The sequence below is a fragment of the Haloarcula amylolytica genome (genome assembly GCF_049705545.1).
Taxonomy (GTDB): domain Archaea; phylum Halobacteriota; class Halobacteria; order Halobacteriales; family Haloarculaceae; genus Haloarcula; species Haloarcula amylolytica_B.
In genome coordinates this window covers 97,368-120,032 of record NZ_JBNAMU010000002.1, presented here as the reverse complement: position 1 = coordinate 120,032, position 22,665 = coordinate 97,368, and the positions used below count along the sequence as shown (strand labels likewise).

The following is a 22,665-nucleotide window of genomic DNA, read 5'->3' as shown; positions in this document are numbered from 1 at the left end:
CGTCCCACACTTAAGGGGAGTGGTTCGTCGGTGATACGAAGTACGGACCCGTCGGGAGTTGCACCCGACATCCCCGTGAGGGGATATCCGCCTCGGATAGGTCTTGTGAGCCCAGCGGGCCCATGCAGTAGTCGGCGCTTGCCGACTCGCGGTGACTTGTGGTCACCAGTCAGTTCCGTCTGGTTGTTGTGACCAACAACCAAATGTAGGTGGGTCAGGCCAGAGGCCTGATCCCGGTCAGTAGGAGGTGATCCAGCCGCAGATTCCTCTACGGCTACCTTGTTACGACTTAAGCCCCCTTGCGGAGCCCAGATTCGACCATCGCATGATGGCCTCATCCGGACCCCACTCGGGTGCTTTGACGGGCGGTGTGTGCAAGGAGCAGGGACGTATTCACCGCGCGCTTCTGACACGCGATTACTACCGAATCCAGCTTCATGCGGGCGGGTTTCAGCCCGCAATCCGAACTACGACTCCGTTTGGAGATTAGCGTCGCCTCTCGGCGTTGCATCCCACTGTCAGAGCCATTGTAGCCCGCGTGTTGCCCGGTCCATTCGGGGCATACTGACCTACCGTTGCCCATTCCTTCCTCCATTTTAGCAATGGCAGTCCTCCTAGTGTACCCAACCACCGCAGGGGTGTTGCTGGCAACTAGAAGTGTGGGTCTCGCTCGTTGCCTGACTTAACAGGACGCCTCACGGTACGAGCTGACGGCGGCCATGCACCTCCTCTCAGTAGCGTCGGGTAAGGTCGTCAACCTGACTGTCATTACTACTGTCGGGACCGGTGAGATGTCCGGCGTTGAGTCCAATTAAACCGCAGGCTCCTCCGGTTGTGGTGCTCCCCCGCCAATTCCTTTAAGTTTCATCCTTGCGGACGTACTTCCCAGGCGGCTCGCTTATCGTCTTCACTACGGCACATCACGTGCTCATGGCGCGTGACATACCTAGCGAGCATTGTTTACAGCCAGGACTACCCGGGTATCTAATCCGGTTCGAGACCCTGGCTTTCGTCCCTCACTGTCGGGTCCGGTCTCTCAACGTGGTTTCCCCATTGGTGGTCCGTCCAGGATTACAGGATTTCACTCCTACCCCGGACGTACCCGTTGAGTCTCTCGGCCCCAAGCTGTGTAGTTTCCACCGGACGCCGACCAGTTGAGCTGGTCGATTTCCCAATGGACTTACACAGCAAGCTACGGACGCTTTAGGCCCAATAATATCGGCCATCACTTGGACTGCCGGTATTACCGCGGCGGCTGGCACCGGTCTTGCCCAGTCCTTGTTCCTGTACCACCTTACGGTACAGAAAAGCGAGGGCTATATGCCCTCACACTCGGAGTCCCCCTATCGCACTGTCGTGCAGTGTAAAGGTTTCGCGCCTGCTGCGCCCCGTAGGGCCCGGTATCTTGTCTCAGATACCGTCTCCAGGCTCTTGCTCTCACAACCTGTACCGATTATCGGCATGGTGGGCCGTTACCCCACCATCTACCTAATCGGCCGCAGCCACATCCTACAGCGCCGGAACGTTTCTAACTCTCGGCACTCCAGCATGAGAGTTATATCCGCTATTGGCCTCAGTTTCCCGAGGTTATCGCGGTCTGTAGGGTAGTTTGGCCACGTGTTACTGAGCTATATGCTACGAGTCTAAACTCGTGCAACTAGCATGGCTAAATCGGACTCCGATAGCAATGGCCTCCGGCAGGATCAACCGGAATGTGCTGATATACATCAGCGGCGGAAGTGGTTGCACTCCGTCGGAAGCTAACACATTGGTTCCTACGCCAATGTTGACTACTGCATGGGTCCGTGGGCTCACATCAGATTCCATCTTGACGGCGGACCGCAGGGGTGGAATCCTCATACACGAACACGAAGCCTCGGTGGCCTCGCGTTCTAAGCGAGTGACCCAGGCCACCATGTTGGCGGCGTTGGGGTGTCGTTCCGAGAACGCTGCCCGGAGCGACCTTCGCATCACAACCGATGGGAGGGGAGTATATAAATGGACGGTCTCGAGCCCGCCGTGCCTAGGCGTCACACAGAATATGTGTCGCATACACACTAGACCATGAGTTTCTGTCGTCCCACCCAGAAGGAAGGATCTCGAAGTACTACCCGGTTCTCTACACTGAACGATTAGTACTTCACCTGTACTGACCGTTTAAAATTAAGTGTGACAACATTTCTATGACACCCTAACAACACTCGGTTAGCCACTTACCTCCGTCCTGAAGGCCCATAGCTACGGTCGGCAGAAGCAAGAGAGCAGACCGAGGCCCCGATGAGCACTCGGCCTGGAGGTGCTGGGATAGCGTGATGGCACCACGGGACCGGGGTGATACCGTGGAACCGACGCCCTCAGCCGAAATGGCATCACCGGGCATCGCGCTGCAAACGGCCGCTGGGCGATAATAGTCAGCAATCCGGGATGGAGTTAGCGACGGTCGGCGGTGGCTCACGGGTGAACACCAGTCACCTGAGGGACGAAGCGGCGATATGTCCACGCCTGATGGACCTCCCACCGGACCGGAAGCCAGAGGAGCTCTGGATTATCCAGGTCAATCCACAGACTTGCCAGGGGGAACCGACCACAAGTGAGGTCATCGCAGACCGACGGAACGAACTGTCGGGCAACATCTCGCTCAATCAGGAACTGGGCTTTATCGAACAGGTCAACGAGTGGGTCGAGAGTGGGAAGCCCCCGTCCGACGAGTTTACCAAGACCAGTATCCACCGGATACAGATGGGGAAGCGGTATCACTGCTCGACAAAGGTCAATCGGGACCCAGACTTCCTCACCGAACTACATGACCTGGGGAAACGCCGAGTACGGGAGTTCTTCGACGAGCGACCGGGATAGAGGGCGTCCAGACCACTATTGCCTCGTGGTGGCTGTACAGTATGACTTCAACACATCCAACCCCCCGCCAGCGGCGCAGACTGCTGCCGGCCGAACAGGGATTCGAAGGCCGACGATGACGAGATCGTGGATGTCCTCAGTCATTTATTCGGTGTGGGTTTCGATGAGCGCTTGGAGCGCTTCTTCCCGTTTGAGGCCGACGTCGTCGTCGAGTTGGTCCTCTCCGTTGATGTGAAGCAATTCGTTCGTCGCGGTCATCCCGGTGTCGGATGCAGTATCAGTTGCCATCAGTAGATTGTACGCGTCAGCGTCAGCTGATTTTATTCGCATAGCGCACAATACTGTGAAATACTACTCGCCGGTTAGAGGTGTCGGGTCAGTCACCTCGTCACAGGTAGAAATCCGCTCGCATCGGGAGCGACACAGTGTGATAGAGAGGAGAAGGCGGCGTTAGCTTTCGACAGCAGGGGCCGAGGACTCGGACTGTTCGTACTTGTTCTCGAACTCCTGAATCAGTTGGCCCATCTTCGCGTACCAGTCGTTAAGCATCCGCTGCATCTCGTCTGCGATCTGGGACGGGTCCGTCGGCGAGTAGACGTGGTAGTAGCCGCCCTGGTCGTAGTTGATCTGGTCTTTCTCGATAAAACCCGTCTGGAGTAGCCGCTGGACGGCGCGGTATGCGGTCGACCGCTCGCGGTCGACTGCGTCGGCGAGTTCGTCGACGGTCAGTGGGTCATCAGCTTCGACGAGCGCCCGAAAGCACTCCTTGTCGAGTTCCTTGAGCCCGTGGAAACATTCTAACAGCCCCTCGCACTGCATGTCTCGGCGGAGTTGTTCAGACATCGAATCTGGCATCGTTATCACGTCTTCGTAGCCGCCACGCGGTAATAAGACTTGTGTACGGTTCGCACAAATGCACGCACGATCCGGCAAAAACTGCCCTCGGATAGGCGGTCAAGGCCGTTCACCTCACAGCCGATACACACCCTTGCCGAACGGTTAGTCCGCGCCCGTCGCAGCTGTATCGCGAGTCTCGCTCCGGGTTCGCCAGTAGCCCTGGAGATAGGCGCCGATAAACATCCCGGCGAGTGCCCAGAGGATAGTAACGTTGCCAATACCGAGGCTCGCGTAGGCGGCCCCCGGACAGATGCCGGACAGCCCCCAGCCGACGCCGAAGATGGCACCGCCGATCAGGACGTTCCGGTCGAAGGATTTCAGACGCCGTTCGAAGGTGTCGCCAGTCAGCGGCGCGCGGCCGAGGAGGCGGGGTGCGAGGAAGAAGGTCACCCCTGTCACGGCAGCGCCGCCGAACATCACGAACACCAGCCCGAAGTCCTCGAACTGGAGAAAATCCAGGACGACTTCCGGGCGCGCCATCTGGCTGTACGCGAGTCCGAACCCGAAGATGAGCCCGCCGACGAGAATCAGCGGCATGAACGCAGGGTGGCGGTCGTCGCTCACGTGCCGCTCCCTCCGGTCGCTCCCGTTCGGTCGTTTCGAGACTCTCGCTCCGCTCGAGTCTCGCCGCTCACGGACTCACCCCCAGTGCCGAAACCAGTTGTGCAGTGACGATGGCGACGGCGAGGAACGTCAGGACGCCGGCGATCGACGTTTTCGACGCCGAGCCGACGCCACAGACGCCGTGGCCTGACGTACAGCCCTTGCCGACGCGTGTCCCGATGCCGACGAATATCCCGCCGAGGAGGAGTCGCCACGGCTGGACGTCCGTGGTCCACGCGCCGCCCTGATAGACGACCGCGTACACAGCCGCACCGAGGACGATGCCGAGCGTGAACACGATGCGCCAGTCGCGGGAGCTGACGTACTGCTGGAACCGGGACCGGTCTGAGACGTACGACAGCGTCGACTCCAGAAACGTGCTCGCGCCGGCACTGATTCCGGTTCCGAGGTAGATGACGACAGTCCCGAGCCCGACTAGCAGGCCACCGACGGCGTAGCGACTGATGCCGTTCGGGAATAGCTCGGCGGTTGCCTGCAGTGGGAGTGCCTCAAGCACCATTGGCGTGGTTAGTCACCCGCGAGCGAGTCCTGGCTAGCTGCGCAGTTGTTTGGCCCGAGTTCCAGCGTGAACGCCTCCTCGTCGTCAACCACGCTCTGCCCGAGGTTCGTCGCGATGATCTCCTCGTAGTTGGCCGGTCGCGGCGGCATGTCCGACAGGATCAGCTCGACGAAATCGTCCTCGTCCATCGTGAGCGCGTCCATCTCCTCGACGAGCTCGCCGATTGGTGCCGTAAACGTCCCGTCCTCGGCAGGTTCAGCTGCGTCGCTGAAGTGCGCGCCACCGACCAGCGTGTCCTCGGGAAGGGTCAGCACGCGCTCCTGCAGGGACTCGTAGAGCATACGTGCGGCATCCGGCGCACCCTCGTCGCCCTCTTCGAGGTCGGGGCGGGCGACGCTCTCGATAAACAGCCCGTCGCCGGTCGCGAGCAGGCTACCGTCGACGAGATAGGAGGTCATTCCGGTTGTGTGGCCGGGCGTAGAGACGGTTTCGATAGTTGCGTCGCCGACAGCGAACGTGTCGCCGTCTTCGGCCGTGGTCAGCTCGTCCGCGTAGGTGACGCCCCGGTCGACAGCCGCCTCCGGGATGACGCCCTCGACGCCCTCGTCGTCGAGAGCGCGCACGCCCGAGATGTGGTCGGCGTGGATGTGCGTATCCAGCGCGTACTGCAGGTCGACGCCGAGGTCCGCGGCGTCATCGAGATAGCGGTCGGTAAACGCCCGCAACGGGTCGATGAGAGCGGCTTCGCCGTCGTCGTAGAGCAGATAGCCGAGACAGCCCGAAGAGGGCCGCTGGTACTGCAACAGCGTGCCGGCGCCGTCGTAGCGCTCGACCTCGACGGCCTCGTAGATGCTCGCCCAGCCGTTCATGCCGTCCTCGAGGTGATTGACGTCGTAGCCGCGCTCCGCGAGCGTGCCCGCGACGTACTCGCTGGCGCCGCCTTTCGCACACAGGACAGTCACTTCGCGGTCATCGGGGATCCGCTCGAGGACGCCTTCGTCGATGTCGTCCTCGAGGAACTCGAAGTACGGGATGTTGATCGACATGACGTTGTCGCCGTCGATACGCCACTCGTCGTAGTCCGATTGCATACGCGCGTCGAGGAGCGTGACGTCCTCGCCGGCGTCGATACGGTCTTTCAGCGTTTCCGGATCGACGGAGTCCACGTCGACGTCCGGCGTCGGAAAGTCGTCAGCGTTCATGTTATGCACTCGTTTCTATCGGTCGGATGCACAAAAGCATTTGCATAGTAACCCACATTCTAAACAATACTACTGATCAAATGGATCTATACATGCACCCGAGGTCGCCTAAGAAGACACAGAAATCCATTTAGCGCCGTACGTCCGAGATAGCAGTTGTTTGCTGAACATCCAAGAACCAACAATCTTTTACTTGACTAGGTGATATTGTGCGATAGCTCCAAGACAACTCAACGGAGCAGATAACCAATGAACGCTGAATTTGACATCGCGGAGACGCTCGACGTGAAAGGCGCATCGTGTCCCATGCCAGTGGTGAAGACGAAAGGCGCGATCGACGACCTCGCTGTAGGTGAGGTCCTCGAAGTGCTGGCGACGGACTCCGGAAGCATGAGTGACATCGACGGGTGGGCTGGCGGCACCGAGGGCGTCGAGCTCGTCGATCAGGAGGAGGGCGACGACGTGTACAAACACTACGTCCGCAAGACGGAGTAACGATGAGCACGGACACTCCCGACGCCCCATCCGACGACGCGCCCTCGCGTGCGGAGCTGGCCGCACGCGTTGACGAACTGGAGGACGCCCTCGCTGAGGCCACGGCCGAAGACGAGAGCAAGAAAATGAGCATCATCGCGACGAAGGGGACGTTGGACATGGCGTACCCGCCGCTCATCCTCGCCAGCACCGCCGCTGCGTTCGGGTACGAGGTGACCGTCTTCCACACGTTCTGGGGGCTGGACATCCTCCACGAGGAGCGCTCGAAAAACCTCAAACTGAGCTCCGTCGGGAACCCGAATATGCCGATGCCAAACGCGGTCGCCGCGATTCCCGGCATGGACCGCGTGACGACGAAGATGATGGAAAAGAAAATCGCGGACAACGACACCGCCACCATCGAGGAGCTGCTGGAGACGAGCCTCGACATGGGCGTGGAGTTCCAGGCCTGCCAGATGACCATCGACCTGATGGACTACGACGAAGCAGACTTCTACGACGGCGTCACCACCGGCGTCGGCGCGGCGACCGCCCTCCAGGACATGGCCGACGCCGACATCCAGCTCCTGGTCTAACCTTCGATGAACAAACGCGAAGACCCTGTCCCCCAAATCGCCATGCCGTTGCAGAGGTAGAGTACGTCGAGCCAGTTACACTCGACCCACCACTAGCCGAAGTATTCGAGCCGGATGTACTCGAAACGTTGATCGAGGATTCGGCGACGTCTGACCTCGAGATTCGGTTCGTGTATCGTAGCCACGACATCGTCATCGACGAGAGCGGTTGCGTACAGATCGACTAAAGCAGACAGGTATTTCTCTCCGGTACGCAGCATCCCACCAGCGGGCACTCCAGCGCCGTTCGGTTTCTACAGATAGAGTCCGAGCAACGGTCGTAGCGTGGTACGGAAGCGAACGTTGGTCACGTCATGTCCACTCCGATTCGAGGGCGTCAAGCAGCCGCTCAACCTCGGTGTGAGTGTTGACCGCATGGAGCGACGCTCGAACGGCGTCCGGGTTCGGCAAGGCCCGAACGACGATTCCCTCTGACGCGAGTCGGTCGACCGTTGCTTCGGGGTCGTCCACGTCGATCGTCACGAGTCCCGACTCGGGATCCACAGGACTGAGAAGCCGGTCGTCGGGGATGGCAGTGGTCAGCCTACCGGCCAATTCCTGGATCCGGTCAGCGATATGGTCGACTCCGACCTCACCGATTGCCTCGATGGCCTCAGCCAGGGCGACGTGTGGAGCCGGGTTTGCCGATCCGACCTCGAATCGGCGGGCACCGGCCGCGAACTCGTAGGGGTCTGCAGTCGGCGTTTCGACGCTCCGGTAGCCCACTGTGGTGGGCAGAAGAGAGTCAGCAGCCTGGCCGTCGACGTAGAGGAAGCCGCCGCCCCACAGCCCCAGCAGCCATTTGTGACCGGCCGCCGCGACAGCGTCCGCATCCCACTCGCCGACGTCCATGGGGAGCTGTCCCGGCACCTGCACAGCATCGACGAGTGCGAACGCGCCGGCTTCGTGGGCGATGTCGACGAGGTCGCCGACAGGTAACCGGGTGCCGTGGGTCCACGTCACCGCACTGAAACACGCCAACTGTGCGTCGGCGACGGCCTCGGCGAAGGCGTCGAGATCGACACGGCCGTCCTCGGTCTCGACGACGCGAACGTCGACGCCCTTCTGTTCCAAGCGCTGCCACGGGAGCGTCCCGGCTGGGTGCTCGAGGTCGGTTCTTACGACGGTATCGCCGGGCTCCCAGTCGATGGCGTTCGCGACGGCGTTGATGCCCGCGGTCGTGCTCTCGGTGAGCGCTATCTCGTCGTCGTCCGCGCCGACGAAGGTGGCGACGCGCTTCCTCACTCGGTCGTATGCGTCGAACGCCACCTCGTAGGGGTCGTTTCGAGTGCTCGTCTCGTACTCGTGTGACCGCAGGAACTCGTCAGCAGCTTCGACGACGTACCGCGGGCTCGGGCCGTGAGCACCGAAATTCAGGTAGACGTCTTCGTGCAGTGCGGGCGTGTCGGCGCGAAGTTCTCTGGGATTCATCTCGTTCTCGGTGAGTTAGTCACGATACTGGGCGATCAGGTCGCGGAGTGTCTGTTCGTTCTGGCCGCCTCGGAGCTGTTTCACCGGTTGCCCGTCGACGAACAGGACGAACGTGGGCGTGCTCTGGGCACCGAACTCGATGGCAGTTTCGAGGTTCGATTCGATGTCGATCGTCAGGATCGTCGCGTCTGTATCTCGTGCGAGTTCTTCGAGAACCGGCTTCATTCGTTTGCAGGTGCCACACCACTCCGTGTAGAATTCAACGAGCGCGACGTGATTGCCTTCGACGACAGTTGTGATGTCGTCGTCACCGAGCGAAACTACGCTGTCCGTCTCCGCGATCTGTGTTGCCATTACCGGTCTCTACGCACCGGATGTTTAATAGTCTTGGGACATCTGCACAATACAATCTAGCGCGGTCAATCCCCCGTCGACATCGAGCGAGAGAGCGAAGCGAATCGGACATCGCCCGCTAGTGTGACTCCCCGGTAGTATGCTCACGGCCGATTACGCCTGCAAGCCCCAGGAGGTGGCCCAGCCCGTACTGGATATCCGAATTCCGTAATCCACGAAGCAGGCCAACGGCCCCGACCTGCTCTGGCGACTTCTGCCCCGCCTCACCGACACTCTCTAGCAGTGTTTCGGTGCCATCAGGAATGTCATCGTCGGACGCCGTCTGCGCGATTTCACCGAGCGCGGCGCCGGTACCAGCTAGTGACGTGATATCGCGTCATCGGGCGCGCTCTCACCCAGCGAGAGTACATCCAGTGGTTCGTTGACGGCGTCCAAGTGGTCCATGAACTCGGCAACCGCCGCGGGGTTCTGTTCGATTGCAGACTCAAGGTCGGTTCGGATACCTGTTCCTTGGGCATAGTCAGAGCAGCCCTCGCGCAGTGGGCCATCGTTCGAGTGGCGTCCATCCGCGTTAGCAGCCTCATCAGTTAATTCACGCGTGTGTTCCGATCACGGAGCGAAGCGGCGCTTCGTCCTGCAGTTCGACAAGTCGTTCCACCGGCTGTCCGTCAGCGAACAGGACGGGCGTCGGAACGCCCCGAACAATGTACTCGGCGGCCAGTTGCTGGCTCGCGTCGGTATCGATTTTCGCACGGTTGCGCCGGTCTCGACCGCGGTCGTTTCGACGATTGGTTCGAGCATCTGGCACGGGCCACACCAATCGGCGTAGAAGTCGGCCATCACGAGGTCGTACTCAGTGGCGGTTTTGGATAGCTCGGCGCCGCCGTTGATATGGATCGGCTCGGATAGACTCTTCGAGGCGCGCTCCTCAGCACCGCCCGATTCAGCCTGATTCGAAGCTCCGACGACGTCTGTCGTCGGAACTCCTCGCTATCTTCAGCCATTAGGTGTCCGTTTGAACCGCGCCGCCCGATGTAAATTTCACAGCTCTCACAATACCGTCCGGGAGAGATCTGAGCGAACAGGGTTCAGGAACAGGACTGCAGCGACTGCTTCTCTCGGTCGTCCGAGTCCTGGCTATATCGATCTTCGAACTCCTGAATAAGCTGTCCGATGGCCGCATACCAGTCGTTGAGCGATCGCTGCATGTCGTGAGCAACTTCCTTCGGTGTCCGCGGACGATACACGTAGTAGTACCCGCCGTGCTCGTAGTTCACTTGTTCCTGTGCAACAACGTCGACCTCGAGAAGCCGAGAAATCGAGCGATACGCTGTCGATCGCTCACAATCCAGTCGGTCTGCGACGTCGTCGACGGTGAGTCCCCCCTCTGCCTGTTGTAGCAGCTGAAAGACCATCTGATCCCGCTCGTTGAGGCCGTGAATGCAACCCAGGAGGTCGAGACACCCCAGGTCGCGCTCGAGGTCCTCACGCACTGAAGTGGCCACCATGTCGGAGAATAAGATGGCAGAGAAGATTAAAGCTGTTCCCGAATAGCACAATACTACGTTGGCCGAGGGGCACTAGAGCGATTCTATTCCCATATACTGCACTCTCGCTGGAAAAGGCCCGAATTGAATTTGTCCTAAAGACCCAAGATGATACACGAATGGCGCACCCAATTGACCCGAGCCAGATCGATCCGGAAGGCATCGGCGAAGAACGGGCAACCCTGGAGATGAGCCATGAAGAGTAGTTCAGACACCCGATCGGATTGTGAGCTGAGGTTTGGCCGTCTCTTCGGCAAGCGTTTTTTGAACAGAGCCGAAGACCCGCTCTCGCACTGACGGTTCGGTCTCGCCGAGAACAACAAAGTCGAAGTCGGAAACCCGCGAGAGGACTACATCAAGCCGCTCACCTTTAAACGATTGTTCCCACTCGATTCGGTCGGGATCGATACCGAGTTCCGTAAGTCGATCTGCGAGGCCGCGGAGCATATACGCTGTTGCATCATACAGACGTTCATTGTCGTTCGTTGCGGCGTGAAAGAGAAGGAGTTCGATATCACTATCGGCAAACAGGGCCCCGAGAGTGGTGACAATCCGATCGAGATCTGCATTCGGTTTCACCAGAACAAGTCCACGTCTCGTCTCAGATGGGGGCGACGTTGTCCCCGGCAGGAGAATTGATTCACACTCGTACTTGTTCGCGGCCCCATCGATTGATTGGTTCGTATCATTTGTAAACACCAATCGGGTCTGCACTGTAACGCCCTCATCGGTAAGGCGGCTTGCCACTGCCTTAAGTCGCTGTTGAGCTTCCTCCTCGAACTGATTACGGATTTGGCTGGGGGCTGATTGATCCGGAATTGGCCAGTATCCGAGAAGGACAACCTCTGATGACTGAACGATCTGAGTGTCTATATCAGACCGGGATGTCGAATCGGACACATCAATCGGAATCAAGATCCTGGTAAGCGCTTCCGGCATAACGTACGAAGATACGCCCCCCAGCGCATATTTGTTTTTTCCCTGTCACCTCAGTGAGTTCAGTGGGTACATCATGTGGATATTCGTGCAACTGGACAGACCCGACCACGGGTCACTAGCCACGCATCAAATTCAGTACCTCATCGACCACATCAGGTTCGACAGCGACGACGTAGCTGCTCCCCGGTGTCAGGGTCGTGTCAGCACGAGCGATTCGCTCACCGTTCTCGTCGGACACGACGAGGGTCCCCTCGGGAAAGCGTACGTCCGAGAGTGCCTTCCCGGCGGCCGGAGCGCCGTCAGCAACTCGAATAAGCATGATATCGAGGGTGCCCGTCACGTCGGCAAGCGTTTGGACATCGCTACCCAGGATCTCGTTGGCCGCCACTCTCGAGCCGGCCCGTTCGGGAAAGACCACCGCGTCGACGAAGCGGGTGTAGGCCTCACCGGCTGTGCGGTCGATGCGGGCGACCGTTCGGATGTCGGGTGTCAACTCTGCAGCAGCTAAACAGACTGCGAGATTTAGCCCTGTTTCGCCCGTGAGCGCGGCAATTACGTCCGCTCGCTCAAGGCCTGCCTGTTCGATGATCTCCGGATTCGTCGCGTCACCCTGGATAACAGTCGCTATCCATTGATCGGCGATATCCGAGACAATCCGATCATCGCGTTCGATAATCGTCACATCGTGGCCGCGGTCAGCGAGTATCTCGGCTGTTTGGAAACCGACGCGTCCACCGCCAGCGATGATAATGTCGAGGTCACTAGTCATGGTTAGTCTTCAGCTTCAGGTGTTATTTCAGTGGCGGCAGCCGCCTGTTCGCGGTCCGATTGCTCTCTCACACGTTTAAGCGCGAAATACACGAGGGCTCCGAGCAGAATCCACGCCATGCTGAGTGCCAACGCCAATGGATCTGTTCGGAGCAGGTACTCCACGAGCACCCCTGTTAGAAGCAGATTGAGCGCAATACCAATCAGTGGCGGAGCCGGGTAGAACGGCATCTCGTACGGCCGGTTCATGTTCGGACGCTCCCTTCGGAGTCTGATGACGGCGACGTTGACGATAATGAACGACAGCAGGAAAAACAGGCTCGACATGTTGCCAGCACTTTGTGTCGGCAGTGCCACTGACCCGAGCATCACGACTGCGCTGGCGAGGATTGCGACGAACGGCGTCCCGTAGCGGTGGTGAATCTGGCCGATCGACGGGAGCAACTGTCCTTCACGTCCCATCGAGAACGCCACGCGTGACGACGCGATGACGACTGCGTTGAGGGCGGTGAGTGTCGAGAACACGGCCCCGAAAACAATGAGTGCACCACCGTTCTGGATAATCGGTAATCCGGTCGGCATGAACGATGTGGCTGCCGTGGCGATGCCCGCCTCGCCGGCGTCGGCGAGTCCTTGAGCCCCGAGCGTGCCGACGGCGACGGTCACAACTGCCAGATAGACGACAACCGTAACGGCGAGACTGATGAATATCGCCTTGGGGATGTTTTCACGCGGGTTCTGTACCTCCTCGGTGACGGTGGTGATGAGGTCGTACCCCTCGAAGGCGATGAAGGTTAGCCCCATCGCCGGCAGAACCGCGGCCGCCCCGCTGCTCTGTGGAAACAGCGGCTGGAATTCGGCCCCGGAGAACATCGGAGATGCGAGTCCGAACGCGACGAACACCACCAGAATGGAGACTTTGATGATGGTGAAAATCGTCTCGACACTGCCGCTGGCGGCCGTCGAGACGGCGTTGAGCGCCACCAAACCGAGTACCGCCACGAACGCCAGCAGGAAGGCCAGCGGGAGCGCCGCGTCGATGACTGGAACCGCGACAGCACCCACTTGATCCGGTGGCGGGACCACACCGTAGACGTGCAGCAATTCGAGAAAGTTCGGTGCAAAACCCAGCGCATACAGCGCCCCCGCAATCATGTAGGCAAACCAGAGCATCCAGCCCATGATGAACGAGGCGAAGTCGTCGAATATCTCTCGCACGAAGGCGTATCCACCGCCGCTTTTCGGAATCGAGGCGGCAAGTTCCGCATACGAGAGTCCTGTGAACGCTGTTACGACGCCATTCAACGCAAAGACAAGAATCGCTGCCGGACCAGCGATTTCGGCAGCCAGTCCTGTCAGCACAAAGATACCGGCCCCGATCATCGCTCCCATCCCAATCATCGTCGCGTCAAGTAACCCGAGTTCAGCCTCGGGTGATCGAGTCTGGCTCTTACTCATTGCGTCCTGTTTTTATTCGGCGTGCCATCCATCGTACGCCGTATGCACTCTTTTCGGTCCATTTGATTACCGGGGTAAGTTCTTCTATTGTAAGAACGGTAATTGGATTTCTTAAAGGCTTATGATAGCCTGTCCCCCGGCACGACAGGTCGTGTTCCCGGTCCATTAGAACCGCCGGGGCATTGAAGATGACGCGTTTTAAACAATCCCTCAATGACCCGAACAAAGCGATTCGTCATCGCCGGTGGCGGCCGTGTCGGGAAACAGACCGCCGAGAATCTCGCGGATCAGGGTCACGACGTACTGCTAATCGAGTCTGACGAGGAGCGCGTTGAGGCGTTGTCCGACGCGTACATCGGCCCTGTCATCCACGGCGACGCCACGCGCCCGTCGATTCTAAAACAGGCTGGCCTAGCTGAGGCCGACGCTATCGCTGCACTCACTGACGAACCAGGCACGAACCTCGCAATCTGTATGGAGGCCCAACAGTACGTTCCGTCGATTCGGACCATTGCAAGGGCAGAGACGGGGACGGAGCAGGAGTACGACGAGGTGGTGGATGCGACGCTGCTACCCGAGTATCTCGGTGGCGATCATGCGGCAGATATACTGACCGGCGAGGATATTCGGACGCTTGTCTATCCGACTGCCGATCTCGATATCATCGAGGTGAGCGTCTCCCCGTCGGCCCCTGTTGCGGGGCGTCGGCTCGATGAAATCGCTCTTCCGTCCGGAAGCCTGCTGATCTCGACGGCGGACCGAACGGAACTCGCAGGATCTGATACGGTTCTGGAACCCGACGAGCGCTATATCCTCGCCGTCGAGACCGACGTGGTCGATGAGGTCCTGAATCTCATGCGTGGATAACACTATCGAGATCAAAACGAAGTACAACCACGAGTGATTGGGATTCTATATATGATCGATAGGCGACTTCTGTGTGGCTCAGCCATCGCATAGCTGGTCGACCGGGAAAGCGGAATATTTTCCCGAGAGAACAGGTCGTATTGTAGCCCAGCAAACATTCTACCCCGGTGCGGGAAGTGTCGGCGCGAACTCCGGGGTTCTCGCTGCCGCCGACTGTCACGCCGGCATGAACAGCATTGGCGCTTCCATCCCGCCGACAAAGCAGCGCTCATCCAGGGCGGGATTCCAGGCCCGTGGCTGTACTTCCTCGCCGAAATTACCTCGGCCGTCGTGCTAGTCGGTATCGCCGTCCTCTTTGTGCCGGTCTTCGGGGCTGAGCGACTCGCCAGTACTGACTCTCGACACCAGCATACTCGGACTCGACGACGAGGAGTCACAACCACCCGAGGCGTCAGGCGGAGAGTCGGATATCGGGCCGAAACAGCAGGAATGAACCTCAGTCAGCGGGAACGAGCACAGGAACATGAGGTAACGGATAGAGCCCTTATCCAGCGCCGAAAGAACTTGTGAGACTTGTTCGTGTAACCTACTGAAAAAGAGTTAATTCACAGTCATTGGAAGGGCCCACATGGACATCCGACGGAATCTCTACATCGCTGCGTTCGTTGGTGCATCGTTATCATACATTTTCAACGTTCTCGCGTTCACTGGTGCATTCGATGTATTCCGTTGGTTCGTATTCGCTGTCGTTTTTCTCGGGTTTACTTATGGGTTCGAGCGGTTCATTGGATGGCAGACTGGATAGAAGAAGTATTGATTGATTCGAGTTGTCATTCCATGCTGTACACAGCCTCTGTATCGGGTCCACTGTTGCTAACGGACATGGAGTTGCCCCTGAGAAGGGGCCCGACTAGGGGACGTATTCGACCCCAATGAGGACCTGGGTCGGAGTAATATCAGCCAGCAGCGTGCGACGAAATAGGACAAAATTCGGAACCACGGTAAACATGCGATAGGTGGATACACTTCGGGCCTACCAATCACGTTTACCCGAGAAGCACTAGTCCAGCGGCAACGAGTACTGCCGCGGTTAATACCACTGAGATCAACAAACTGACCCATCCAGGTTCACCGTCTTCGGTCCATCCGCTGTAGAACACAGGCCTGTTCTGAATGAGATTGTACCCGAAAGCGAAAAGCAGCCCCCCTCCCCATGCAACAATGACTGTCAACAGCCCATCCAAAGCGACAGTTCCCACGATCATTTGGCTGAATCCGATAAGCAAAGCAATCACACCGCTGAACTGCGCATGTGTAAGACGCCGCAGGCCTGGAACGGGGGCTGATAGGTGTGGTGGATCGGTATCAACGCTCATACATCTCAGTTCGTGAAAGAGCAAGATAATAATTCGGGGGCGGTGAATACGTTCTAATATTTCAAAGTGGTCTGGCCAGACCGCCTCAGGGGCCGCTAAACAGCCGCCTTCCCACCCTCAGCACGTCGATACCAGACAGTAACGGCGGTGCCGTCTGATCGTGTCGAGACATGCAACGATATCAGCAAGCGCTGGACACGTCACCAAACAATCGCCGTACAGGTACCGGACGAGACTGGTTCCGCCGATGCCGGAGAGGGCAGCAGCCGACCGCCCGTGGAGCAGCTGTTGGCGGGTCGCAGCTGCCGACTCGCAGTCTATTTCGATTTCGGCAAGTTGGTTATCGATGCTGTCGAGACGAACCGAGTCGGTTGTTCGACGTGCGTTCGCACCAAGTGCGCTCCCGCGGCGTTCGCAGTCGTCGAGTGTGTTTCGTACCGACTGTAACGACTCGCGCTCGCGTTCGAGTGCCGGGAGCAGCGTCTCGCGTTCGTCGCGTGCCCCCTCGCTCGCGGTCAGCAGCGCCTCGTGCAACCGCGGTGTCAACCGCGTTCCCGTGGCGATCTGGGTGCCGAGTTCCGTCCCGAACTCCATCGACATATTCGCTTCCAGCGAGTCGTCGTACTCAGCTTCGAAGTGGGGCACAGCCATTATTGTCTCCTGATAGGCCTCCCGGACGGCACGCAGGCTGGTATCTGGTTTCGACTGCCGGGTACCGAGCGCTGACATCCCGCCCGCTGACGTATCGACGGTAGCTGCGGATTGTCCCGTCGGTTCAATAGACACGAGACGGGTCCGAAAGCGTCTGAAGGCCATCAATTCTGCCTCGATGCAGTCTATTTCTTTCTGAACGACAGCGAGTGCTTGCTCGATGCGCGGCTGGCTTGTTTCGGTGTCAGACACGGGATGTTCGGTTGGGCTATCGGCTGTCGTCGTATAGGCGTTTTATATGTTCGATATATACTCGTCTATTCTGCTCCGTTGGAATGCCTGATAAAACAGAAGCAACGGTATGGCAGGAGAAAGTATAATTTGGGTTGTATTTTCAGCACCCAAGTACGACAGGTGTTTTGTAATCACGGGTAGTCCCCTGGCCGGGAGCGCGATCAATGCGACGTTGTTCTCGTCGGGGCATTTCGCCGAGGGACTGCTCAGTGACGATCTGCTCCCGGTCAGACCGGGAACGCGGACGGTGACGGCATCCCCCAACAGGCGGTCCTGTTGCTCGGTGGCATCACTGCGGGATTCACGTGGTACGGAAGCCTCGGGGCCATCACCTCGTTCTATCGTTAGGTCTTATCGCCGCCAATCCGATCAATGTACTCCTGATTAGGCAGGGTGTGAAGGAGGGAATGATGACCCCCCGTGACAGAGCCTCGAACTCCTGATCGACGATAGGTGGAGGGCCCCACGACACCTCTCCCGGCGCTTGTTCGGATGCAAGACTCGCGCGCTCCATCTTGCATAGCCCTCGAATAATATATCGAACCTGTCAGACGTATGTCCACAGGACGTGGCGACAGCGCTCTGATTCCTTCACCGGTGACGGACTCGTCGAAGAGCGCCTGGCGTCGCTCTCCCGGAGATGCGTCTTTGGGGCTGATCGCTCCCGGGCTGACCCACGTGAATTGTCGAGCGTGTCTCTTCACACCAATCAGCAGGCTGGCTCAAATACGTTTTTGACCGTTCTGAAACCATTTATCGCCGAGGATGGTACCGCCACACGTGCAATGACCATAACACGCCGGCATCTCGTGAAGGTATTCGGCAGCAGTAGTGTTGGACTTGCGTCAGCCGGGTGTCTCGCTCCCGAGGGGGCTGGTTCAAACGAGACGACGACCGGCACGGAGACGCCGACTGCGACCGCTGGCTGGGCCACCGAGATTCCGGAGACGCCCCCGAACGTGTCCTGTTCGGCCGTTTCCCGACCGATGGCCGAGCCGGTTGATCGTGACGGAGCGCTTGCACCCCGTGAGTATCCCGGGCGACCGCCATCGGAACCCGCTGGCGAGGCTGCGTTGGAGTACGTCACCACGTTTGAACTGGCCTACAGGCAGAACGCTGAGATGATAGCAAACACCGACATAACGACTGACGGCGAACGCGACAGCTATCTGACCCGGTTCGACATCTCTGTCCAAGATTCGTGGGTCACCGCGGGCCCGGCTAATTCGGCCGTCGTCCGACTGCAGTACATCGGTTCCGGGACGATTCACCCTGGTATGGAATTCGATTACAGCACTCAGTACGTCACGTACTACGTTGATTCGACACGGGTCGTCCGGGCAAGAACGACGCGGCACGATTTCGATGGAGCCGACGCGTTGGACCCCAATCCCTGGGCAGACGGGAGTCCAGTGGCCTGTTTCGAAGAGTGATATCCACCTTAGCGTTCGCGCTGGGGCGACCCATATCTCAGAGGCGGTATCTTGCCGGTTTACAACATGACCTGTTCTCGTGGGGCGAATACCCTACTCTCTGAGTGAGCAAGTGCGTCGATAGCTGTGCCACACAGCGGCTACTCCTCTCCTCCTGGGGTTATCTTCTGACGCAGGTTCTCCGCTCCGTTACAATCCGCGTTGCCCCTAATTCACACGACGGATAAATAACCACATGGCTACTATTGATATTGGCAAGGACGTGTATAGAGCGCTCCAAATTCCCGGGCGAGAGCAGCAGGCAATGAAACAAGAATGCCGCGAGTAGGAATTTGAGCGGGTCCCTGCCAGAGGGTGCCTGTGAGACTGCCCGTCAACGACCGGTGTTGTGAGATTCAGCAATACATTCGTGTCAACAACGGTATCGGCGTGCTCCGGCATCGTCACGTTCGCGATACGTCCGAATCAGACGAAGGAGTGCCCGTCCATTCGGAGACCTCACGGTCATAGAAGGCATCATCACCCGGGAGGTCGTCCTCGAGTTCGGGTATGTGGGGCGTCGAATAAGTTGATTCCCGGAGAAGTTTCAATCGCATCGCCTCCTCGCAGCCGAGGATCGCTTCGATGGTGTCGTAGTCAATGCGGTCGTCGTAGTAGGTATCGGTGAGCCGACGACGAAACTCCTCGTCGTTTGCGGGGTCTTCGAGGGCATCTTTCAGTGCATCGATGAGGAACAGGGATCGCAAGACATCGAGGATCTTGACGACGCTGTCGGCACGCTCGACGAGGATGATGGCAGATAGACACCACCTGTGGCTGTGTCTGGAAACTTTATCGATGGCGACTGGATGACTAGATCGAATTTCGTCGATAATTCGTACCGATTTCAGACACCTACCAATAGTCAGTCACTCCGGGTAATTTCCGCGCTCAGTCGGTGTACCAGTAGGCCCAGAGGATCAACACGCCCTGAATCGGCAACCGGGTCCAGCGGGCCAGCGATGAGGGATCGCCGCCACCGGGCGCACCCTCGATGGTGACCATCGACACAGCCATATAGATGTTCGCGGGAAAGATCGCAACGAGCAACGCGATTGTCGCCCATGCGGCGTATGAGCGCGTTCGTGGCACCAACAGGCCGAGCCCGACGACGATTTCGGCGACGCCAGACAGATACACCAGCGCGAGCGGTGCGGGCAAGGTCGGCGGCACGATCTGGACGTACAGGTCCGGCACGACGAAATGCAAGCTCCCCGCAACGACGTATAGGAGCGCCATCACGTAGCACAACGGCTGTTTGAACTGCTTCAAGCCAACACGCATCTGTCATCGGGTACGGCCACCAGCAAAAAGCAAGTTGGGGTACGGCCTCCAGTTGGAGCTACAGACCAGTCACGACCGTCGGCACAGGAGCTTTTTCGCAGTCGATCCAAGCCCCGTTGTGGAATACGTCAACACAAATCGGGCACAGGTCCCGGCACTCGGGCTGGGAACCTATCGCCTGCGTGGCCGGACCTGTACTGAGACGGTTTCTCAGGGTCTGGAGATTGGCTATCGCCACATCGATACGGCCGAGTACTACGAGAACCAGACTGCGATCGGGCAGGCACTCGCAGACACGGCTGTCAGTAGAGACGACCTGTTCATTACGACCAAGGTCTGGCGGACAAACCTCGACTACGAGGAGACCAAGCGGGTCGCCAGAGAGAGTCGCCAAAAGCTTGGCCTCGAGGCGATCGATTTGTTGCTAATCCACTGGCCGAGTCGATCCGTCCCGATTGAGGAAACCATCGAGGCAATGAACGAACTCCAGGCTGCTGGAGAAGTTCGACATATCGGAGTAAGCAACTTCTCGGTAGACCAGCTTGCAAACGCACGTGAAGCCTCTGAGACACCGATCTGTACGAATCAGGTCGAGTACAACCCCTACACTGACCAGGCAGATCTTCTGGAGTACTGCATCGATCACGATATCATGCTGACGGCCTACAGTCCGCTGGCGAAAGGGCGCGTCAATGACGACGACACATTGGCGACGATTGGTGACCGGTACGGGAAATCGCCAGCACAGGTGACGCTCCGCTGGCTCATCCAGCAGCAACAGGTCGCCGCAATTCCGAAAGCGTCGAGCCGCCCCCATCTACAAGCCAACCTCTCGATCTTCGATTTCGAATTGACCGACGAGGAGATGACACGGATATTCGATCAGCAGGGCGGGTTGATAGAACGGGTTCGGTCGATGTTGGGACTGTAACTAGTGACCAAGCCCCGAACTCTGGCTCAGGCGTTGTCCCGTACGTTTGCGTTTGTGAGTCATCATTCTGTCTGATTCCCGAAGTGTTGGGAGACTCATATGGATTTAATACACCTCGGGGATGATTCCGCATTATGGTCGCTCAATCGACACAACGCCAGGACTCGTTTATTACGCTCCCATCGCATCCAGTCGGGTACCTCGCAATCGTGGCCACTCTTACCACTGCTGGCATCCACTTACTGCTCGGGCCACGTGTCATGGGCTTCAGTCAGACACTAGGGACCCTGTTTATTCTGAATGGCCTTGGGTTTCTTGGCGGGGTCCTCCTGTACAGTAGCCGATACTGGCGACCTGAGCTGTTTCTTGTCGCTGCGGGATACGCCATTGTCACTATTCTCGCGCTGTTTGTGTTCCAAGGTTTCAGCTTTGACGCGTTCTATATGCGGGGGAACCTGAACCCGCTGGCCGTCGCAGCGAAGGTAGCTGAGGCTATCCTCGCACTCTGTACCATCTACTTATACAGAATATCTGCTCCGTGAGCAGGCTACATCGATCATTCATCGAGAACCGCCACGGGAGGGTGAACAGTCCAACGACACACTGGTTATCTCAAGGAAATCAAAACGGTGTGCCAGGTCGGGATTACGGAGAAGCAAGGAGAAAGCCCCGCGCTTCAGGGCGGGGATGAATCCGACATCTCGGAGTTAAACCTCGCTCGTAGCTACGACTGGATATTCCACGCGAAAATGCAATCCGAGCAATTATGTAATTCAAAATATTATGCTTACGTGTGTCGAATCAGGTTGTCACCCGGACACTGAAAGCGAGTATCACCAATCACTCGCAAGTCCACGATGACCTCGATTCGCATGGCTTCGCCGCCAGCAAGCTATGGAACATCGGGCGGTGGACAATTTCTCGTGTGTGGGATGCTATCGGCCACATTCCAGACGCCGACGAACTCTGTTCGTATCTCAAGAATTACGAACGCTATGCGGACTTGCATTCTCAGTCCAGTCAACGAGTTCTCCAAGAACTCGGTGAAGCGTTCGTCTCGTGGTACAAGCAGGGCGATTCCGGCGCAAATCCGCCTGGCTACCGCAAGGGCGGTGACGAACACCCGCGCTCAACCGTGACGTGGAAGAATCAGGGCTTCAAACTGGATACCGAATACAACCGTGTTCGTCTCTCAAAGGGAACGAATATGAAGAAGTCTCGGTACGCCGCAGACTACATCCTTTGCGATTTCACGGTTCAGGCAGATAACCAGACGCTCGACGGTGTTGAGAGCGTCCAGACGGTGCGTGCTGTCTGGACTGGTGAGAAATGGGAACTGCATTTCGTCTGTGAGATGCAGATTGACACGCCCGAAACCCCAGGTGAGAAAACTGCTGGTGTTGACCTTGGTATTTGCAATACTGCGGCTGTCTCTGTCGGTGACAAAACGCTGCTGTATCCGGGCAACGCGCTGAATGAAGATGCTCACTACTTCCGTCACGAAGAATACGCTACGGAAGGTGAGAACGGCCCGAGCAACGAGGCACAGCGACTTCGGCAAAAGAAGGCACGACGACAAGAACATTTCCTGCACGCACTGTCGAAGGACATCGTAGAGCAGTGTGCAATTCACGATGTCGGAACGATAGCTGTTGGTCACCCAAAGAAAGTCCGTGATGGTTCTGATTGGGGCCGCCACGGTAACAAACGGCTACACGGTTGGGCGTTTGAAACTCTCCTGAGCCACATTGAGTATAAAGCAGAGGAACGCGGCATCGACGTAGAGCGGGTTCCCGAGGGCGCATTGAAGACCTCGAAAACGTGCTGTGAGTGTGGCACAGAAGCAGATTCTAACCGCGTTGAGCGCGGGTTGTACGTGTGTGAGAACTGTGAATTAGTCGCTAACAGCGACCTGAACGCGGCGGAGAATATGCGAGCCACGGTAACTCCGAATCCCGCTCGGGATAGGAGTAACGGCTGTTTGGCACAGCCATCGGTGCGCTTGTTCGATAAATCGACGGGGAGAGTAGCCCCACAAGAACAGGTTGTCCCGTAGACCACAATATCCCAACGGCAGTCGGGAATCCTCGCCCTTCAGGGCGGGGA

At 58.2% G+C, this 22,665-nt stretch carries 22 protein-coding genes, 1 rRNA gene and 6 pseudogenes; 10 read left to right on the top strand and 19 right to left on the bottom strand.

Translation table 11 applies throughout. The annotated features are described in order from the left end of the window. Positions 1–242: 242 nt before the first annotated feature. Positions 243–1,714 (bottom strand): 16S ribosomal RNA (locus tag ACOZ4H_RS17210). A gap of 788 nt (positions 1,715–2,502) precedes the next feature. Here ACOZ4H_RS17210 and ACOZ4H_RS17205 point away from each other — a divergent pair. Further along, positions 2,503–2,856: pseudogene (locus ACOZ4H_RS17205) on the top strand (patatin-like phospholipase family protein); the annotation flags it as partial. Positions 2,857–3,000: 144 nt separating this feature from the next. Here the strand turns inward: ACOZ4H_RS17205 and ACOZ4H_RS17200 are convergent. The 5 genes from ACOZ4H_RS17200 to ACOZ4H_RS17180 form a co-directional block, all read right to left on the bottom strand. Then, entirely contained in the window at positions 3,001–3,144 is a 144-nt protein-coding gene (locus tag ACOZ4H_RS17200; RefSeq protein WP_424330500.1) for a hypothetical protein, read from the bottom strand. A gap of 162 nt (positions 3,145–3,306) precedes the next feature. Continuing rightward, entirely contained in the window at positions 3,307–3,711 is a 405-nt protein-coding gene (locus ACOZ4H_RS17195; RefSeq protein WP_424330499.1) for a helix-turn-helix domain-containing protein, read from the bottom strand. Positions 3,712–3,855: 144 nt separating this feature from the next. Beyond that, positions 3,856–4,317 carry a YeeE/YedE family protein gene (locus ACOZ4H_RS17190; RefSeq protein ID WP_424330498.1) on the bottom strand — a complete coding sequence of 154 codons (462 nt, stop codon included), beginning with the start codon at positions 4,315–4,317 and terminating at the stop codon, positions 3,856–3,858. A gap of 67 nt (positions 4,318–4,384) precedes the next feature. Beyond that, a complete protein-coding gene (locus ACOZ4H_RS17185; RefSeq protein WP_424330497.1) occupies positions 4,385–4,876 on the bottom strand; it encodes a YeeE/YedE family protein in 492 nt (163 codons plus the stop codon). An 8-nt stretch (positions 4,877–4,884) separates the two neighbouring features. Then, positions 4,885–6,078, bottom strand: coding sequence for an MBL fold metallo-hydrolase (locus tag ACOZ4H_RS17180; RefSeq protein ID WP_424330496.1), 1,194 nt, complete (start codon positions 6,076–6,078; stop codon positions 4,885–4,887). 249 nt (positions 6,079–6,327) lie between these two features. On the opposite strand from ACOZ4H_RS17180, the gene ACOZ4H_RS17175 reads away from it, so the two are divergent. From ACOZ4H_RS17175 to ACOZ4H_RS17165, 3 genes and pseudogenes are all read left to right on the top strand, one after another. Then, the gene (locus ACOZ4H_RS17175) at positions 6,328–6,573 is read left to right on the top strand and encodes a sulfurtransferase TusA family protein (protein WP_424330495.1); all 246 of its coding nucleotides are present in this window, start codon (positions 6,328–6,330) and stop codon (positions 6,571–6,573) included. A 2-nt stretch (positions 6,574–6,575) separates the two neighbouring features. Next, a complete protein-coding gene (locus tag ACOZ4H_RS17170) occupies positions 6,576–7,148 on the top strand; it encodes a DsrE/DsrF/DrsH-like family protein (protein ID WP_424330494.1) in 573 nt (190 codons plus the stop codon). Positions 7,149–7,201: 53 nt separating this feature from the next. Further along, positions 7,202–7,375 (top strand): annotated as a pseudogene (locus ACOZ4H_RS17165) (HalOD1 output domain-containing protein); the annotation flags it as partial. A gap of 124 nt (positions 7,376–7,499) precedes the next feature. Here ACOZ4H_RS17165 and ACOZ4H_RS17160 read toward each other — a convergent pair. The 5 genes and pseudogenes from ACOZ4H_RS17160 to ACOZ4H_RS17140 all read right to left on the bottom strand — a co-directional run bounded on the left by ACOZ4H_RS17160 (position 7,500) and on the right by ACOZ4H_RS17140 (position 10,480). Continuing rightward, complete coding sequence (locus ACOZ4H_RS17160) at positions 7,500–8,618, bottom strand: aminotransferase class V-fold PLP-dependent enzyme (protein ID WP_424330493.1); 1,119 nt, start codon at positions 8,616–8,618, stop codon at positions 7,500–7,502. A gap of 15 nt (positions 8,619–8,633) precedes the next feature. Further along, positions 8,634–8,972: a thioredoxin family protein gene (locus ACOZ4H_RS17155; RefSeq protein WP_424330492.1), complete on the bottom strand. Its 339-nt coding sequence runs from the start codon at positions 8,970–8,972 to the stop codon at positions 8,634–8,636. A gap of 118 nt (positions 8,973–9,090) precedes the next feature. After that, positions 9,091–9,473 (bottom strand): annotated as a pseudogene (locus ACOZ4H_RS17150) (DUF1641 domain-containing protein). 91 nt (positions 9,474–9,564) lie between these two features. Further along, a pseudogene (locus ACOZ4H_RS17145) lies at positions 9,565–9,976 on the bottom strand (thioredoxin family protein). An 84-nt stretch (positions 9,977–10,060) separates the two neighbouring features. Further along, a complete protein-coding gene (locus ACOZ4H_RS17140; protein ID WP_424330491.1) occupies positions 10,061–10,480 on the bottom strand; it encodes a helix-turn-helix domain-containing protein in 420 nt (139 codons plus the stop codon). A 158-nt stretch (positions 10,481–10,638) separates the two neighbouring features. On the opposite strand from ACOZ4H_RS17140, the pseudogene ACOZ4H_RS17135 reads away from it, so the two are divergent. Then, positions 10,639–10,722, top strand: a pseudogene (locus ACOZ4H_RS17135) (DUF302 domain-containing protein); the annotation flags it as partial. A 4-nt stretch (positions 10,723–10,726) separates the two neighbouring features. Here ACOZ4H_RS17135 and ACOZ4H_RS17130 read toward each other — a convergent pair. The 3 genes from ACOZ4H_RS17130 to ACOZ4H_RS17120 form a co-directional block, all read right to left on the bottom strand. Beyond that, a complete protein-coding gene (locus ACOZ4H_RS17130; protein ID WP_424330490.1) occupies positions 10,727–11,458 on the bottom strand; it encodes a universal stress protein in 732 nt (243 codons plus the stop codon). Positions 11,459–11,573: 115 nt separating this feature from the next. Further along, positions 11,574–12,227 carry an NAD-binding protein gene (locus ACOZ4H_RS17125; RefSeq protein WP_424330489.1) on the bottom strand — a complete coding sequence of 218 codons (654 nt, stop codon included), beginning with the start codon at positions 12,225–12,227 and terminating at the stop codon, positions 11,574–11,576. A 2-nt stretch (positions 12,228–12,229) separates the two neighbouring features. Continuing rightward, on the bottom strand, positions 12,230–13,684 hold the full coding sequence (locus ACOZ4H_RS17120) for an APC family permease (protein ID WP_424330488.1): 1,455 nt from the start codon (positions 13,682–13,684) through the stop codon (positions 12,230–12,232). Between the two features lie 213 nt (positions 13,685–13,897). Between ACOZ4H_RS17120 and ACOZ4H_RS17115 the strand changes: the two genes are divergently transcribed. Beyond that, the gene (locus ACOZ4H_RS17115; protein WP_424330487.1) at positions 13,898–14,551 is read left to right on the top strand and encodes a potassium channel family protein; all 654 of its coding nucleotides are present in this window, start codon (positions 13,898–13,900) and stop codon (positions 14,549–14,551) included. Positions 14,552–15,597: 1,046 nt separating this feature from the next. Here ACOZ4H_RS17115 and ACOZ4H_RS17110 read toward each other — a convergent pair. Next, positions 15,598–15,927 carry a hypothetical protein gene (locus tag ACOZ4H_RS17110; RefSeq protein WP_424330486.1) on the bottom strand — a complete coding sequence of 110 codons (330 nt, stop codon included), beginning with the start codon at positions 15,925–15,927 and terminating at the stop codon, positions 15,598–15,600. Between the two features lie 117 nt (positions 15,928–16,044). Further along, on the bottom strand, positions 16,045–16,830 hold the full coding sequence (locus tag ACOZ4H_RS17105; RefSeq protein ID WP_424330485.1) for a DUF7260 family protein: 786 nt from the start codon (positions 16,828–16,830) through the stop codon (positions 16,045–16,047). Between the two features lie 827 nt (positions 16,831–17,657). Between ACOZ4H_RS17105 and ACOZ4H_RS17100 the strand changes: the two genes are divergently transcribed. After that, entirely contained in the window at positions 17,658–18,305 is a 648-nt protein-coding gene (locus tag ACOZ4H_RS17100; protein WP_424330484.1) for a hypothetical protein, read from the top strand. Between the two features lie 59 nt (positions 18,306–18,364). Here ACOZ4H_RS17100 and ACOZ4H_RS17095 read toward each other — a convergent pair. The 3 genes and pseudogenes from ACOZ4H_RS17095 to ACOZ4H_RS17085 form a co-directional block, all read right to left on the bottom strand. Further along, positions 18,365–18,508 (bottom strand): annotated as a pseudogene (locus ACOZ4H_RS17095) (RNA-guided endonuclease TnpB family protein); the annotation flags it as partial. A 240-nt stretch (positions 18,509–18,748) separates the two neighbouring features. Continuing rightward, positions 18,749–19,051, bottom strand: a complete 303-nt coding sequence (locus ACOZ4H_RS17090; RefSeq protein ID WP_424330483.1) for a hypothetical protein — start codon at positions 19,049–19,051, stop codon at positions 18,749–18,751. Positions 19,052–19,235: 184 nt separating this feature from the next. Further along, a complete protein-coding gene (locus ACOZ4H_RS17085; protein ID WP_424330482.1) occupies positions 19,236–19,628 on the bottom strand; it encodes a DoxX family protein in 393 nt (130 codons plus the stop codon). A gap of 118 nt (positions 19,629–19,746) precedes the next feature. Between ACOZ4H_RS17085 and ACOZ4H_RS17080 the strand changes: the two genes are divergently transcribed. From ACOZ4H_RS17080 to ACOZ4H_RS17070, 3 genes are all read left to right on the top strand, one after another. After that, on the top strand, positions 19,747–20,559 hold the full coding sequence (locus tag ACOZ4H_RS17080) for an aldo/keto reductase (RefSeq protein ID WP_424330481.1): 813 nt from the start codon (positions 19,747–19,749) through the stop codon (positions 20,557–20,559). Between the two features lie 134 nt (positions 20,560–20,693). Next, positions 20,694–21,101 (top strand): DUF7475 family protein, encoded by a 408-nt coding sequence (locus tag ACOZ4H_RS17075; RefSeq protein ID WP_424330480.1) that lies wholly within the window; start codon positions 20,694–20,696, stop codon positions 21,099–21,101. A 251-nt stretch (positions 21,102–21,352) separates the two neighbouring features. Next, a complete protein-coding gene (locus ACOZ4H_RS17070; RefSeq protein WP_424330479.1) occupies positions 21,353–22,615 on the top strand; it encodes an RNA-guided endonuclease InsQ/TnpB family protein in 1,263 nt (420 codons plus the stop codon). Positions 22,616–22,665 lie beyond the last annotated feature (50 nt).

Excerpts from the sequence above, each read along its gene's own strand:
- ACOZ4H_RS17200 (WP_424330500.1), bottom strand. The coding sequence starts at position 3,144 with ATGGCAACTGATACTGCATCCGACACCGGGATGACCGCGACGAACGAA.
- ACOZ4H_RS17195 (WP_424330499.1), bottom strand. The coding sequence starts at position 3,711 with ATGCCAGATTCGATGTCTGAACAACTCCGCCGAGACATGCAGTGCGAG.
- ACOZ4H_RS17185 (WP_424330497.1), bottom strand. The coding sequence starts at position 4,876 with ATGGTGCTTGAGGCACTCCCACTGCAGGCAACCGCCGAGCTATTCCCG.
- ACOZ4H_RS17180 (WP_424330496.1), bottom strand. The coding sequence starts at position 6,078 with ATGAACGCTGACGACTTTCCGACGCCGGACGTCGACGTGGACTCCGTC.
- ACOZ4H_RS17175 (WP_424330495.1), top strand. The coding sequence starts at position 6,328 with ATGAACGCTGAATTTGACATCGCGGAGACGCTCGACGTGAAAGGCGCA.
- ACOZ4H_RS17170 (WP_424330494.1), top strand. The coding sequence starts at position 6,576 with ATGAGCACGGACACTCCCGACGCCCCATCCGACGACGCGCCCTCGCGT.
- ACOZ4H_RS17160 (WP_424330493.1), bottom strand. The coding sequence starts at position 8,618 with ATGAATCCCAGAGAACTTCGCGCCGACACGCCCGCACTGCACGAAGAC.
- ACOZ4H_RS17155 (WP_424330492.1), bottom strand. The coding sequence starts at position 8,972 with ATGGCAACACAGATCGCGGAGACGGACAGCGTAGTTTCGCTCGGTGAC.
- ACOZ4H_RS17140 (WP_424330491.1), bottom strand. The coding sequence starts at position 10,480 with ATGGTGGCCACTTCAGTGCGTGAGGACCTCGAGCGCGACCTGGGGTGT.
- ACOZ4H_RS17130 (WP_424330490.1), bottom strand. The coding sequence starts at position 11,458 with ATGCCGGAAGCGCTTACCAGGATCTTGATTCCGATTGATGTGTCCGAT.
- ACOZ4H_RS17125 (WP_424330489.1), bottom strand. The coding sequence starts at position 12,227 with ATGACTAGTGACCTCGACATTATCATCGCTGGCGGTGGACGCGTCGGT.
- ACOZ4H_RS17120 (WP_424330488.1), bottom strand. The coding sequence starts at position 13,684 with ATGAGTAAGAGCCAGACTCGATCACCCGAGGCTGAACTCGGGTTACTT.
- ACOZ4H_RS17115 (WP_424330487.1), top strand. The coding sequence starts at position 13,898 with ATGACCCGAACAAAGCGATTCGTCATCGCCGGTGGCGGCCGTGTCGGG.
- ACOZ4H_RS17110 (WP_424330486.1), bottom strand. The coding sequence starts at position 15,927 with ATGAGCGTTGATACCGATCCACCACACCTATCAGCCCCCGTTCCAGGC.
- ACOZ4H_RS17100 (WP_424330484.1), top strand. The coding sequence starts at position 17,658 with ATGACCATAACACGCCGGCATCTCGTGAAGGTATTCGGCAGCAGTAGT.
- ACOZ4H_RS17085 (WP_424330482.1), bottom strand. The coding sequence starts at position 19,628 with ATGCGTGTTGGCTTGAAGCAGTTCAAACAGCCGTTGTGCTACGTGATG.
- ACOZ4H_RS17075 (WP_424330480.1), top strand. The coding sequence starts at position 20,694 with ATGGTCGCTCAATCGACACAACGCCAGGACTCGTTTATTACGCTCCCA.